Origin of the sequence: Exiguobacterium profundum (genome assembly GCF_001909285.1) — a bacterium.
Lineage (GTDB): Bacteria > Bacillota > Bacilli > Exiguobacteriales > Exiguobacteriaceae > Exiguobacterium > Exiguobacterium profundum.
Window position 1 is genome coordinate 1749935 of the sequence record NZ_MRSV01000001.1, and the last position, 14142, is coordinate 1764076.

The 14142-nt window shown below is 51.6% G+C and carries 10 protein-coding genes and 1 pseudogene; 9 read left to right on the forward strand and 2 right to left on the reverse strand.

Annotated elements, in window-relative coordinates; genetic code table 11:
* Positions 1-205: 205 nt before the first annotated feature.
* Both BBB58_RS09085 and BBB58_RS09090 read right to left on the reverse strand, forming a co-directional pair.
* On the reverse strand, positions 206-832 hold the full coding sequence (locus BBB58_RS09085) for a YesL family protein (RefSeq protein ID WP_074036931.1): 627 nt from the start codon (positions 830-832) through the stop codon (positions 206-208).
* A 27-nt stretch (positions 833-859) separates the two neighbouring features.
* A complete protein-coding gene (locus tag BBB58_RS09090; RefSeq protein ID WP_074036932.1) occupies positions 860-1984 on the reverse strand; it encodes a GntR family transcriptional regulator in 1125 nt (374 codons plus the stop codon).
* A gap of 367 nt (positions 1985-2351) precedes the next feature.
* Here BBB58_RS09090 and BBB58_RS09095 point away from each other — a divergent pair, with 367 nt between their 5' ends.
* From BBB58_RS09095 to BBB58_RS09135, 9 genes and pseudogenes are all read left to right on the forward strand, one after another.
* Positions 2352-3701 carry an ABC transporter substrate-binding protein gene (locus BBB58_RS09095; protein ID WP_074036933.1) on the forward strand — a complete coding sequence of 450 codons (1350 nt, stop codon included), beginning with the start codon at positions 2352-2354 and terminating at the stop codon, positions 3699-3701.
* A gap of 69 nt (positions 3702-3770) precedes the next feature.
* Positions 3771-4667 (forward strand): annotated as a pseudogene (locus BBB58_RS09100) (carbohydrate ABC transporter permease).
* A 72-nt stretch (positions 4668-4739) separates the two neighbouring features.
* The gene (locus BBB58_RS09105) at positions 4740-5582 is read left to right on the forward strand and encodes a carbohydrate ABC transporter permease (RefSeq protein WP_084543124.1); all 843 of its coding nucleotides are present in this window, start codon (positions 4740-4742) and stop codon (positions 5580-5582) included.
* 77 nt (positions 5583-5659) lie between these two features.
* Positions 5660-7051, forward strand: a complete 1392-nt coding sequence (locus BBB58_RS09110; RefSeq protein ID WP_084543070.1) for an arabinan endo-1,5-alpha-L-arabinosidase — start codon at positions 5660-5662, stop codon at positions 7049-7051.
* Between the two features lie 16 nt (positions 7052-7067).
* Positions 7068-8381, forward strand: a complete 1314-nt coding sequence (locus BBB58_RS09115; protein WP_074036936.1) for an arabinan endo-1,5-alpha-L-arabinosidase — start codon at positions 7068-7070, stop codon at positions 8379-8381.
* Between the two features lie 280 nt (positions 8382-8661).
* Positions 8662-10359, forward strand: a complete 1698-nt coding sequence (gene araB, locus BBB58_RS09120) for a ribulokinase (RefSeq protein ID WP_074036937.1) — start codon at positions 8662-8664, stop codon at positions 10357-10359.
* Positions 10353-11051: an L-ribulose-5-phosphate 4-epimerase gene (araD, locus tag BBB58_RS09125; protein WP_074036938.1), complete on the forward strand. Its 699-nt coding sequence runs from the start codon at positions 10353-10355 to the stop codon at positions 11049-11051. Before araB ends, araD begins: the two co-directional genes overlap by 7 nt.
* Before the next feature lie 34 nt (positions 11052-11085).
* Positions 11086-12573: an L-arabinose isomerase gene (araA, locus tag BBB58_RS09130; protein WP_074036939.1), complete on the forward strand. Its 1488-nt coding sequence runs from the start codon at positions 11086-11088 to the stop codon at positions 12571-12573.
* A gap of 44 nt (positions 12574-12617) precedes the next feature.
* A complete protein-coding gene (locus tag BBB58_RS09135) occupies positions 12618-14141 on the forward strand; it encodes an alpha-N-arabinofuranosidase (protein WP_074036940.1) in 1524 nt (507 codons plus the stop codon).
* Position 14142: the final 1 nt, after the last annotated feature.

The window sequence follows — 14142 nt, forward strand, 5'->3', positions numbered from 1 at the left end:
GAGTATACTCAATAAAGTCATTAACGGAAAAGCCCAATTGCTTTGCTTCCTCACTAACTAAGAACTGTATTATTCATTTTGAATAGAACTTAAACAACCTAAAGAAGTGATTTGGTCATATTTATTGAAAATTGACAGATGAGTAAACCATTCTTCTTAGACTCAAATAAAAAACCATCTACTATGTTAAAGTAGATGGAAAAATTCAATATTGCGTGGAGTCGATATCGATATGATTGTTCGTTATAGTACGATTTAATTGGTGGAGATATAGTTTCGTTTTTAAAAAAACGATGAACGAAAATCCGAACAACAAGTAGAGTGGTGACCGGTACGCGAGCATACCGAGTGCTGTGAACAACAAGAGCGCGAGCGCGACAATATAGCCGTATCGTATGATGCTGAATAAAGCTAATTTCAAGGCATCCATCGTCTTCATCTCGTAGTGCGTCAAAATGGGAAACAGGAATAACGACAGGGAGATGAAGACAAATCCAATCACGAACAGACCTGCGAAGAGAATCGTCTGCCCTGTATGGATTTGCCGAATAAGTAAAAAGTCGATCAATAAGACGAATACAAACAATGTCCAGGCTATACCGAGCTTATAATGACGGCGCACTCCTTCATTAAAGAAGCGGAAGTAGGCGCGGAACACGCTGTAATCTTGGTTGATTGACCATTGTCTTGTGACGGCATGTAAAGCGTACAAGGCCGGGAACAACGTGATGACAGGCAGAATGCTCAGTAAGAAGACCACGTTCAGTTGCACCAGGCTGGTGACAAATTCGAGCGCTTGGAATAGCTTGTTGTGTTCATGTTTTAAATTCATGAGGACCTCCAAGAAGTTAGCAGAGAATCAGCCTAATTTAGATTCGAGACGGTTATAGGGTGCAGTCGAGTTGCGGACGATCAATTCGGGTTCATACGTATGTGACGGTGGCATCTCTTTTTTCTCGACGGCCGCGATAATCCACTCGGCTGCGGCACGACCCAATTCTTGCTTCGGGTGGATGATCGAAGTCAGTTTAACCTCTGTCGCGACGGCAAGCACCGAGTCGTCATATCCGACGAGTGAGACGTCTTGCGGGACAGAGAGGCGTAGATTTCTCAACTGGTCCAACACATTAAGGGCGAGTTGGTCGTTATAACAGACGATTGCACTCGGCCGTTCGTCCGCGTTCTCAAACACTTGATGAATCACGTCATAAAAAGAGGGCACAAGTTCTTCTGTCGTATACGTTATAATTAATTCTGGCTCTAGGGGGAGATTGTATTCCCGGAACGCGCGTATAAAGCCGCGCATCCGATGGACCCCTTGAAGGTCATCTGTTTTGAAAAGTCCCATGATGCGCTCATGGCCAAGTTTGATGAGATGTTCGGCAGCCAAGAACCCACCCTTCTCGTCATCCATGATCAAATAAGGGGGCGTCAACTGCGAATAGTATTGGTTAATCATCAAATAAGGCGTATGCTGTTGTTCGAGTTCTAAATAATATTTGATGTTCGGATTGTAGCTACTGCTCTTCGTCGGCTCGACTATCAACCCATCAATTTGACGATCTAACATCATCTCGAGGCACTGCCGTTCTTTCTCGACGTTGTTATCCGTACAAGATAAGGTCAACGTGTATCCTTTTGAAGCCAAGTGGGATTCAATCCCCCGGATGATGGACGGGAAGATATAATCAGACATGTAGGTCGTGATGACTCCGATGTTTTTACCATTGCCTAAACGTTCGATCGTCTGGGGAGTCGAGGTCGGAAGGACCGGGGAACAATACGTGCCCGAGCCTTGTTCACGGTAAAGATAACCTTCGTTCACTAGTTCTCCTACAGCTTGTCGAATCGTATGACGGCTCACTCCAAATGATTGGACCAATTCATTTTCAGAAGGAATTTTTTCACCGGGTCTTACCGTTCCATCTTTTATCCATTCAAGAATATGATCTTTGACCATATTGTACTTTGTGCGTTGTGCCATCTGGCGTCCCTGCTTTCTCTCATGTACGTCGAACAACTCATACGTACAAGATATGATCTTACTTCCATATTAACAAACAAATGTACCATTTACTATGAATAAGCAAAAAAATCATCTGAATCTTCTATGAATATGTACGGATGAAATATAAAAATACATAAAAATCGAATTGACATGTCCGAACGTGTGTAATAGACTCGAATTGTACAGAAAACGCTTTCATTACCAATTATATTGGTTTATTGGCTAGTAAATGTATAGTGTCGTGTGGGCTTCATTATACAGTTTGCTTTTTTATTTAACTCAACATGTACGTACATCTTTATCATGCTTTGCACATGAATATAAATTGATGGAGGAATTCACAATGAATCGTAAAACGAAAAAAATGTTTGCGTTGACGATGTCAGCACTGATGACAACTTCTTTAGCGCTCGCCGGCTGTTCGGGAGACGAGGCAGGCGCGGATGGAAAAGTTGAACTGACATTTATGTTCCGTGGAAATCCAGAAGAGTTAAAAGCCTACCAAGCAACGGTAAAACGTTTTGAAGAAGCCAACAAAGATGTAAAAGTGACGATGGTCCAGACGGCGCCGGATCAGTACGACACGAAACTCAAATCGGCCATCGCAGGTCGCAAAATCCCAGACGTCTTCTTCTATAATCCTGCCCAAGTGAAGGCCTATGTAAACTCGGGCGTGCTACTCGATATCACTGAAGCGGTTGAAACTTCAGAAGACGTCAAGTTGGACGACATTTGGGAGAAGGGTGTCGACAAATATCGTTTCGATGGGAAGACGCTCGGAGAAGGCGCGATTTACGGGCTACCGAAAGACTTAGGTCCGTTCGCACTCGGCTACAACAAGACGATGTTCGAAGATGCGGGCATCCCGCTTCCGGATAAAGACAAACCATATACATGGGACGAGTTCGTGGACGTGGCCAAACAGTTGACGAAAGACACGAACGGTGACGGGAAGATGGATCAGTACGGCACTGGCTTCAACGTGAACTGGGCCCTTCAACCGTTCGTTTGGAGTAATGGAGCGGACTGGATCAATGAAGATGGTACGAAAGTGACAATCGATGATCCGAAGTTCATCGAAGCGTTGCAATTCTTCGTCGATCAACAGTTGAAACACGGAATCACACCGTCAATCGGCGAAACACAGACGCTCGACACGTACCAACGTTGGCTGAAAGGACAGCTCGCCTTCTTCCCGGTCGGACCGTGGGATATGGCGGCATTTAAAGAACAGTTGAAATTCGAGTACGACTTACTCCCATGGCCAGCTGGTTCTACCGGTAAAGCGTCGGGATGGGTCGGATCGCTCGGGATTGGCGTCGGGTCGACGACGAAACATAAAGAGGAAGCGGCAGAGTTGGCCATGTACTTGTCTGCAGACCAAGAAGGGCAACAAGCGCTCGTAGACGCGCAAGTCCAATTGCCGAACAGTATGGAAATCGCAGACAACTGGGCGGCTGATACGTCGATCAAACCAGAAAACAAACAAGAGTTCCTTGATTTGATCAACGATTATGGCCGCGGCTTCCCGGCTGAGAAAACATACACGGCAGAATGGTACGACGAGTTCTTCAAAAACATCCAGCCTGTCCTCGATGGTAAAACATCGGTCGAAGACTATGTGAAGACGGCGCAGCCGAAGATGCAGAAGTTGCTCGATGCGGCGATCGAACAAGAGAAACAGGCGAACTGATCAGAGAGTCGAAACGGGGGTGGCGAAGTTCGCCACCCGCGTCTCTGACGTTGAAAGGATGGAAGAACAATGAAAACAAAATCGATTTCCAAGTTATATCGAACTGAACAGCGGTACGCCTACTTGTTCGTTGCGGCACCGGTCATTGGGTTCTTCCTCTTCGCGTTCGTACCGTTGATGTATTCCGTTTACGGCGCCTTCACGAATTGGAACGGGCTTGGTCAAATGAAATTTATTGGGTTTGAGAACTTCGTCAATTTGTTCCAAGATGAATATTTTTATAAATCGATGTACAACACGCTCTTCATGATGATTGGGATTCCGATCGGCATCGTCCTCGCGCTGCTGCTCGCCCTCGCGTTGAATCGAAAGATTTTTGGGACGGATACGTTCCGCGTGATTTACTACATTCCCGTCATCTCGTCGATTGCCGCCGTCTCGATTTTGTGGCAATGGGCGTACAACGGGGACTATGGATTGGTCAACCAATTCTTGGCGTTGATCGGCATCGACGGGCCGAACTGGCTCCAAAACACCGATACCGTCAAACCCGCGCTCATTCTCATGGCGATTTGGAAAGGGCTTGGCTACACGATGCTCCTTTATTTGGCGGCGCTCCAAAGTGTCCCGAAATCATTTTATGAAGCAGCGAAACTCGATGGAGCCAACGCGTGGCAAAGCTTTTGGCACATCACGCTCCCGATGGTCAAACCGGTCACGTTCTTCATCATCGTGACGAACATCATCGGTGGGGCGCAAATCTTCACAGAAATCAACGTCATGACACCAACCGGGGGTCCGGAGTACTCGTCTGCCTCTGCGGTCTTCTACATTTGACAAAAATCGTTCGGGAACTTCCAACTCGGTTACGCTTCGGCGATGGCGCTCGTCCTCGGGCTCTTCATTTTCATCGTCACGTTGCTCCAATTCCGGATGAATAAAAAATCATCGTTCGATCTTGATTGAGCGATTCGCGTATAGGAAAGGAGAATGACCATGCAATTAGCTCTCTCACGGAAAAAAGAGAACGTGGAAACGATGTCGGTGAAGAAGAAGGACCGGATCACGGATTTCTTCATCTTTATCTTCCTGTCCATCGGAGCGGTCGTCATGATCGCGCCGCTGCTCTGGATGGTATCGACGTCGTTAAAATCAAAAGAGGATGTGTTTGCACTCCCGCCGGTATGGATCCCGACCGATATTTCGTTTAGCAAGTACACGGAAATTTGGAGCATGGGCCCGCTGTTGTCGGGGATATCGAACAGTTTGATCGTCGCATTATCCGTCACGATTGTCGGGACGTTCACGTCGAGTTTGGCGGCGTTCGCCTTCGCGAAGTTGAACTTCAGAGGCAAGAATAAAATCTTTCTCCTTTTGTTCGCTTCTGTCATGATCCCGTACCCGGTGCTCATGATTCCCCAGTTCATGATGTTCTCGAGCATCGGCTGGGTGGATACGCTGTTACCGTTGATCGTGCCGGGACTGTTCGGGAATATTTTCATGATTTTCTTCTTGCGCCAATTTTTGAACAGCTTTCCGAACTCGATTATCGAAGCGGCCAAGATTGATGGCTGCTCGTACTTCCAAATCTTCTATAAGATTATCTTTCCATTGATCAAGCCGGCCGTGGCCGCGCAATTGATTCTTTGGTTCATGGCAATCTGGAACGACTATCTCGGACCGATTCTGTATTTGAACTCGCCGGAGAAACAGACGCTTCAACTTGTCATCGCGAACTTTAACGCATCGTATGCAATTCAAAGTGATTATCCGTTAATCATGGCCGCGTCCGTCGTGGCGTTACTCCCGATGTTAATCGTCTTCATGATCTTCCAAAAACAGATCATCGAGTCGATTGCGATTTCTGGTGTGAAGGGCTGAGGTGTGACAGGACAAAGGCACCCGTCTTTTTAAGGCGGGTGCCTTTTTGATGGAGAAAGGAGATTGACATAAAAAAAATGATGGTCTGGATGGCGTTGCTCATCGTCGCGGTCGGAGGTGTTTTCTTCTGGCAGACGACGAGTGCATCAATCGATGAGTTGGCACTCCCGAAAGCGCCGTTTGAACAAAAGGTGGAAGACGTGACGCCAGACGTGCTCAACAAAGAGAGCGAGTGGACGACGAACTTCACGCATGACGGGGCAATCTTTAAAGATGGTGACACGTACTACGTTTTCTCGACGGATTACATGGTGGGTAGTCCTCCGACGCCCGGCATTCAAATTCGTAAATCGACCGATCTCATTCACTGGGAGTTCGTCGGCCGTGTGTTCGATCAAGTGTCTGAAGAGGCGTTCGCTTGGGCCGGTGGGAATACGTTCTGGGCCCCGGCGATCACAAAAATCGGAGATCGGTTCCACTTGTACTATTCCGTATCAGGGGTCGGGAGCCGCACGTCGTACATCGGGCTAGCGACCGCGTCAACGATCGAAGGGCCTTGGGAAGACGAGGGCGCCGTCGTGACGTCGAAAGACGGGGACGGGGGTGTCGCCAACGCGATTGACCCTCATGTGACGCAAGATGCGTCAGGTAAATGGTGGATGACGTATGGGTCGTACTTTGGGGGAATCTTTTTGACGGAGATTGATCCAGGCACCGGGAAGCGAGTGGACGAATCGTCAGAAGGAACGCTGCTCGCCAAACGGAAAGACATGTCGATGGGCATCGAAGGACCGGAAATCTTATATAACGATGAGACAGGTTATTACTACTTGATGGTGTCGTATGGTTGGTTAGAAGATACGTACAACGTCCGAATCGGTCGCTCGAAGTCAATCGCGGGACCGTACGTCGACTCGCGTGGTCGCGACTTACGGGACGAATCGGATGAGTCATTTGATACGGGCGTGAAAATCGTGGGTCCGTATCGTTTCGAAGGAGATGACGGATACGTCGGGACCGGACACTCGGCATTCTTACAAGACGGGACTGATACGTTCGTGTTGCATCAGGCGCGACCGAGTGAAGACATCTACTGGTCACAGTTGCACGTCCGAAAAGTGTATTGGACGAAAGACGGTTGGCCGGTCGTCTCGCCCGAGCGCTATGCAGGCGAAGGAGACGTCGAGGTCGACGACGCCCATCTGGTCGGGGACTGGGACGTCATCACGTTCCCGCGATTCGACGATGGGCAGCAAGCCTGGAGCACGTTGACGTTGAAACGAGGCGGGAAGCTCGAAAACGGGGACGGGTCTTGGCGATTGAACGGCTCGGTCCTCGAGGTCGAAGTCGGGCAAGAGACGTATGAGACGCAAGTCGGAGCGGCTTGGGACTGGGAGAATTGGCAACCGACGATCATCTTCACAGGTCTGAGCGAGGACGGCACCGCCGTATGGGACAAAAAACGATAAAAGGAGAAACGAGTACATGCAAAAGCTGAACGGTCTGAAACGAGAAGAACGTTATGTGTTAGAACGATTGACAGACGAAACGATGTGGGGCACACACAACGCCCACGATCCGGCGTCAATCAAAGTCGGGGATTGGTATTACGTGTTCTCGACGGACGCCGCCCACGGACATCACATCAACGGCGGGATTCAAGTGCGTCGCTCACTTGACTTGATCCATTGGGAATACGTTGGCTTGGCGCTTGGAGAACTTCCGCACGAGGCTGTGGAATGGACGGGGGCGCCAGGGCTTTGGGCGCCGGAAGTCGTGTTCATGAGTGGTCGCTATGTCATGTACTATGCGGCTTCACAATTTGGACAGACGCAGTCGTATATCGGTGTCGCCAGTGCGGAAACGATAGACGGACCGTGGCAGGATCACGGGCTCGTCGTGAAGAGCGAGGCGGGGACATCGGGGCCGAATGCGATCGATCCGAATATCACGTTCGATGCGCAAGGAGAACCGTGGCTCGTCTACGGCAGCTTCTTCGGGGGGGTGTATGTGTTCCCGGTCGATCCGGAAACGGGAAAGAAACGCCCGGGGAGTGAGGAGACGTTGATTGCGAAACGTCACCAAAGCGTTGAAGGGGCAATCGAGGGACCGTATATCGTCTATCGGGAGGCGGATCGCCATTATTACTTGTTCGTCTCGTACGACTCCTTGTTCAAGGACTATCACATCCGTGTGGCCCGCTCGACTTCGATCACCGGACCATACGTCGATTTTGATGGGAACGTCATGACCGACCTCGAGATCGACCCGCAACAAGTTGGCATGAAGATTCTAGGGGGCTATCGGTTCGGGGCTGGGGAAGGTTGGGTTGGTCCTGGTCATAACTCCGTCTTGCAGGACGGCGACAAGGATTATCTCGTCCATCACGTCAGAGGTGAGCAAGACCCGCACTGGCACGAACTGCATATTCGGAAAATCATCTGGACGGAATCGGGCTGGCCGCTCGTGTCTCCGCAACGATATGCCGGGGAAGAAGAGCGGTCCATCGAGATGGAAGAGCTCGTCGGGGAGTGGGAGTGGATCTACATGGACCGGACGAAACATGGCGTCCTGCCTTCGAGTAAGATTGAACTTCTAGGTGACGGGGGGACGTTCGTGACAGAGGACGGCGAACGAGGGCGTTATGAGAAGCTGACGGATACGACCATCAAACTCTACGGTCCTGAAGGGATCACTTGGCATGTGTTACCGGGCTGGGACTGGGAGAATTGGCGAGAGACGCTCGTGTTCGCGGGATTGTCTGACCAAGGGCGAGTCTTTATCGGCAAACAACTGTAAATATCCGTACAACTTATCGCATTCTCTTTAAAGATGCGTGTCACAGTTTTTTCAGAACTAATGCAAAAATGTTCGAATAAAATACTGAAAACAGTTGATTAATTTAAAATAGTTGATACAATCAAGGTGTAAGTTATACGTACAACTTGATTGTATCTTTTTGTTTTTTTTTCGAATCAGGCACGGTATTTGAATAGTTGTACGGATGAAAAGATAGGAGTGCCCACACACTTTATTTTTTTCATCCTTTTTGTAAGCGCATTCTTTTAAAGGTAGGGTGATGAATATGGCCAACTATACAATCGGCGTCGACTACGGGACGCAATCAGGACGTGCGGTCCTCGTCGACGTAGCGACAGGCCGAGAAGTGGCGACCGCGGTCAAACCGTACACACATGGCGTCATGGATGAATATTTACCGGACGGGGTGACCCGTCTCGAGCATGATTGGGCGCTCCAACATCCACAAGACTATTTAGAAGTGTTAGAACTCACCATCCCGGCCGTCGTCAAAGAGGCGGGGATCACGGCTGACCAAGTCGTAGGACTCGGTATCGATTTCACAGCCTGCACGATCTTACCGATTGACGAACACTTGAACCCGCTTTGTTTCCGCGAGGAACATCAGCAAAACCCGCACAGCTACGTGAAGCTTTGGAAGCATCACGCCGCGCAAGACGAGGCGGACGAGTTGAACCGCATCGCGGCCGAACGGGGCGAAGCGTTCTTGAAACGATACGGCGGGAAAATCTCATCGGAGTGGATGATCCCGAAAGTGTGGCAAATCCTGAACGAAGCGCCGGCCATTTATGAAGCGGCGGACCAGATTCTAGAAGCGACGGATTGGGTCGTCTCCCAGATGACAGGTCGCGTCGTTCGGAACAGTTGCACAGCTGGATATAAAGCCATTTGGCATAAACAAGGCGGTTACCCGTCGAACGAATTCTTTAAAGCGCTCGACCCACGGCTAGAGAACGTTGTCGAAGAGAAACTAACGCGCGACATCGCGCCAATCGGGTCCAAGGCGGGTGAACTGACAGAGGCGTTCGCCGCGCGGATCGGACTCCTTCCAGGCACGGCCGTCGCGGTCGCGAACGTCGACGCCCACGTGGCGGTACCGGCTGTCGGAATCGCCGAACCTGGCAAGATGCTGATGGTCATGGGCACATCGACGTGCCATATCTTGCTCGGTGAAGACGAACAAGTCGTCCCAGGCATGTGCGGTGTCGTCGAAGACGGCGTCATCCCAGGATTGATGGGCTATGAAGCTGGCCAATCGTGTGTCGGGGACCATTTTGAATGGTTCACCGAGACGTGTGTCCCAGGACATTATGTCGAAGAGGCCGCCTTGAAAGGTATCGGCATCCATCAGTTGTTGACGGAGAAAGCAGCCCGGCAACGTGTTGGGGAGAGCGGTCTCGTCGCCCTCGACTGGTGGAACGGGAACCGATCGACGCTCGTCGATACGAATTTGACGGGTGTCCTACTCGGAGCGACATTGCTCACGAAACCAGAAGACATTTACCGGGCATTGATTGAAGCGACAGCGTATGGGACGCGGACGATTGTGGAAGCGTTCCGGAACAGCGGTGTCCCTGTGCATGAAGTATATGCGGCCGGCGGAATCGCCGAGAAGAACGCCCTCATGATGCAAATCTATGCGGACGTGTTGAACATGGAAATCAAAATCTCCGCCTCCTCGCAAACGCCTGCCCTCGGGTCGGCCATGTTCGGAGCGGTGGCGGCTGGTGCGGAGCGAGGCGGTTACGCCACGATCACGGAAGCGGCAGCGAAGATGGGCCGTGTCAAAGAAGAGACGTACAAGCCGATCCCGGAAAACGTCGCGACATATGATGCTCTGTTCGCCGAATACACGAAACTATACGACTACTTCGGTCGCGGTGAAAACGATGTGATGAAACGCTTGAAAAAAATCAAAGCCGACGCGTCACGCGTTAAGGAGGAGCCGGTATGGTAAGCCGTCATTTGAAGGAAGCCGTGCTCGAAGCGAACTTGGCCCTCCCGCAACACGGCTTGGTCACGTTCACATGGGGCAACGTCAGTGGCATCGACCGTAACGCCGGATTGGTCGTCATCAAGCCGAGCGGTGTCCCTTACGAACGATTGACCGTGGAAGACATGGTCGTCGTCGATTTGGAAGGTAACGTCGTCGAAGGCGAGCTTCGTCCCTCATCAGACACACCGACCCATCTCGCGCTCTACCGGTCTCTCCCAGAGATTGGCGGGGTCGTGCATACCCATTCGCCATGGGCGACGAGCTGGGCACAGGCGAAGCGGGCGATTCCGGCGTTCGGAACGACACACGCCGATTACTTTTATGGAGAGATTCCGTGCACTCGAGAATTGACAGACGAAGAGATCGCGACGGCGTATGAGCTCGAGACCGGACACATCATTTTAGAGACACTCGACGAGTTAATGCTCGAAGCGGTCGCCGTTCCCGGCGTGCTCGTGGCCAACCACGCACCGTTCTGCTGGGGCAAAGACGCGAATGAGGCGGTCCACAATGCGGTCGTCCTCGAGGAAGTCGCCAAGATGGGACTTCATGCCTTGAACTTGAACCCTGGCCTGACACCGATTAAACAGAGCATCTTAGATAAACACTATTTGCGAAAACATGGGGCGAACGCATACTACGGCAAAAAATGACCGGAACTTCGCCCTCACATTAGGGGGACTTTGGATGTTGACAGCAAAAACATATGAATTTTGGTTCGTGACAGGAAGCCAAATGCTTTACGGCGAAGACGTGCTTCGACAAGTGGAGGATCATTCAAAAGAGATGGTGGCCGGACTCGATGCGGCCGACGTCTTTAGCGACCGGATCGTCTTCAAAGGTGTCGTCAAAAATACAGAAGAGATCCGTCAGATGATGCTTCAGGCGAATGCGGACGACTCATGTGCAGGCGTGATCACCTGGATGCACACGTTCTCGCCATCGAAGATGTGGATCAGTGGCATGCGCGTCCTACAAAAACCGTTGCTCCATTTCGGTACACAGTTCAACCGTGACATCCCTTGGGATGCAATCGATATGGACTTCATGAACTTGAACCAATCGGCGCACGGCGACCGGGAACACGGCTTCATCACGAGCCGGATGAACGTCAAACGCAAAGTGCTCGTCGGGCACTGGGAAGACGAGACGACGCGCGGCAAGATGGCGAGCTGGATGAAAGTCGCTCATGCGTTGGCCGAAAGCAAAGTGCTAAAAGTGGCTCGCTTCGGTGACAACATGCGCAACGTCGCCGTGACGGAAGGCGATAAAGTAGAAGCGCAGATCCGCCTTGGTTGGACGGTGGACGGATATGGTGTCGGTGATCTCGTCGTATATATGGACGCCGTGACCGACACAGATCTCGATGCGCTGATGGACGAATACGCGTCTCGTTACGAGCTGATGAACAAAGGGATGGCAGAAGAGGAGTTCTTCGACTCGGTCCGTTACCAGGGTCGCATCGAACTCGGTATGAAAGCCTTCCTCGAGGCAGGCGGCTATACCGCCTTCACGACGACGTTCGAAGATTTGCACGGCATGAAGCAGTTGCCGGGTCTCGCCGTCCAACGCTTGATGGAGCAAGGCTATGGCTTTGCCGGAGAAGGTGACTGGAAGACCGCGGCGTTGGTCCGTCTCATGAAAATCATGGCGAACAACGAGCGGACCTCTTTCATGGAAGACTACACGTACCACTTCGAGCCGGGCAACGAGATGGTGCTTGGCGCCCACATGTTGGAGATTTGTCCGACGATTGCGGTCGATCAACCAAGAATCGAAGTCCATCCGCTCGGTATCGGCGACAGGGAAGCACCGGCCCGAATTGTCTTTGAAGGACAGAGCGGCAAGGCGTTGAACGCGAGTATCATTGATCTCGGCCATCGCTTCCGTCTTCTCGTCAACACGGTCGAAGGCATTCAGCCGGAAGAGGCGATGCCGAACTTGCCGGTCGCACGCGTTCTTTGGAAAACAGAACCTTCGATGGCGCAAGCGGTCGAAAACTGGATTCAAGCCGGTGGGGCGCACCACACCTGTTATTCGTATGAAGTGACGACCGACCAACTGCGGGACTTTGCGGAACTGCTCGACGTTGAAATCGCGGTCATCGACGCCAAGACGGAGACGGTCCAATTCAACAACGAACTACGGTGGAACGAACTTTACTATCGACCATAATCTAAAGGGCCACTTTGTTGGCCCTTCTTCATGGAGGAGATACAATGAACAACCAACTCATCAAACCGACGCACGTGACGACAGGGACGACACAGCTCATCGTCAATGCCGACTTAACCAAGGGGACGATCAGCAAGCACATTTATGGTCACTTCGCCGAGCATTTGGGTCGCTGTATTTATGAAGGGCTCTGGGTCGGTCCTGAGTCGCCGATTCCAAACACGGATGGTATTCGCAACGACGTGCTCGCCGCCTTGAAAAAATTGAACATTCCGGTCCTTCGTTGGCCGGGCGGCTGTTTTGCCGACGAATACCACTGGAAGGACGGGGTCGGTCCGAACGAGAACCGAAAACGGATGGTCAACACGCATTGGGGCGGGGTCGTCGAAAACAACCACTTCGGCACCCATGAATTCATGCGCCTCTGTGAATTGCTCGAGTGTGAACCGTACATCTGTGGGAACGTTGGAAGCGGGACGGTGCAAGAGATGTCGGAATGGGTAGAGTACATGACGTTCGGTGGCGAGTCACCGATGTCGAACTGGAGACAAGAGAACGGCCGGACCGAGCCGTGGGAACTCACGTACTTCGGCGTCGGGAATGAGAACTGGGGCTGCGGCGGCAACATGCGCCCGGAATATTATGCGGACCTGTATCGCCGCTACCAGACGTACGTCCGCAACTATGACGGCAATAAACTCTATAAAATCGCCGGTGGGGCGAACATCGACGACTATAAATGGACAGAGGTCCTGATGCGGGAAGCAGGGACGATGATGGACGGGCTCAGCCTCCATTACTACACGATCCCAGGTGACTTCTGGTTGGGCAAAGGCTCGGCTCTCGATTTCACGGAGGACGAATGGTTCATCACGTTGAAACGCGCCCTCCATATGGACGAGTTGATCACGAAACACGGCCAGATCATGGACCAGTATGACCCAGAAAAACGTGTCGGCTTGATCGTCGACGAGTGGGGCACTTGGTTCGATGTGGAGCCGGGGACGAACCCAGGTTTCTTGTATCAACAAAACTCGATTCGGGATGCACTCGTAGCTGCGGTCCACTTCAACATCTTCCATAACCATAACGACCGCGTTCATATGGCGAACATCGCTCAAATGGTCAACGTGTTGCAGGCGATGATTTTGACAGAAGGAGACCGATTCATCCTCACGCCGACCTACCATGTGTTCGAGATGTACAGCGTCCACCAAGACGCCGAACGCGTCGAACTCGCCGCGCACACACGCAACTATATGGCCAAAGATGAAGCCATTCCGGCCGTGAACGCCACTGCTTCGCGAAATGCGGAAGGTGTGCTCCACATCAGCCTCTGCCAACTCGACCACGAGCAAGGCGATACGGTCGAAATCGATTTGCGGGGAATCGGCACCGTCTCTGGCGTGTCGGCCCGGATTTTGACGGCAGACCATTTGAACGCCCATAACACGTTCGAACAGCCTGACCTCGTCTCACCACAGGACCATGATGTGACAGTCACGGAAGACAGCAAGCTCGTCCTCGATGTGCCGGCGATGAGCGTCATCACCATCGCGGTCCGCTGAG

What these genes read in the sequence shown, in the direction of transcription:
- BBB58_RS09085 (WP_074036931.1), bottom strand. Translation starts at nt 832, where the DNA reads ATGAATTTAAAACATGAACACAACAAGCTATTCCAAGCGCTCGAATTT.
- BBB58_RS09090 (WP_074036932.1), bottom strand. Translation starts at nt 1,984, where the DNA reads ATGGCACAACGCACAAAGTACAATATGGTCAAAGATCATATTCTTGAA.
- BBB58_RS09095 (WP_074036933.1), top strand. Translation starts at nt 2,352, where the DNA reads ATGAATCGTAAAACGAAAAAAATGTTTGCGTTGACGATGTCAGCACTG.
- BBB58_RS09105 (WP_084543124.1), top strand. Translation starts at nt 4,740, where the DNA reads ATGTCGGTGAAGAAGAAGGACCGGATCACGGATTTCTTCATCTTTATC.
- BBB58_RS09110 (WP_084543070.1), top strand. Translation starts at nt 5,660, where the DNA reads ATGATGGTCTGGATGGCGTTGCTCATCGTCGCGGTCGGAGGTGTTTTC.
- BBB58_RS09115 (WP_074036936.1), top strand. Translation starts at nt 7,068, where the DNA reads ATGCAAAAGCTGAACGGTCTGAAACGAGAAGAACGTTATGTGTTAGAA.
- araB (WP_074036937.1), top strand. Translation starts at nt 8,662, where the DNA reads ATGAATATGGCCAACTATACAATCGGCGTCGACTACGGGACGCAATCA.
- araD (WP_074036938.1), top strand. Translation starts at nt 10,353, where the DNA reads ATGGTAAGCCGTCATTTGAAGGAAGCCGTGCTCGAAGCGAACTTGGCC.
- araA (WP_074036939.1), top strand. Translation starts at nt 11,086, where the DNA reads ATGTTGACAGCAAAAACATATGAATTTTGGTTCGTGACAGGAAGCCAA.
- BBB58_RS09135 (WP_074036940.1), top strand. Translation starts at nt 12,618, where the DNA reads ATGAACAACCAACTCATCAAACCGACGCACGTGACGACAGGGACGACA.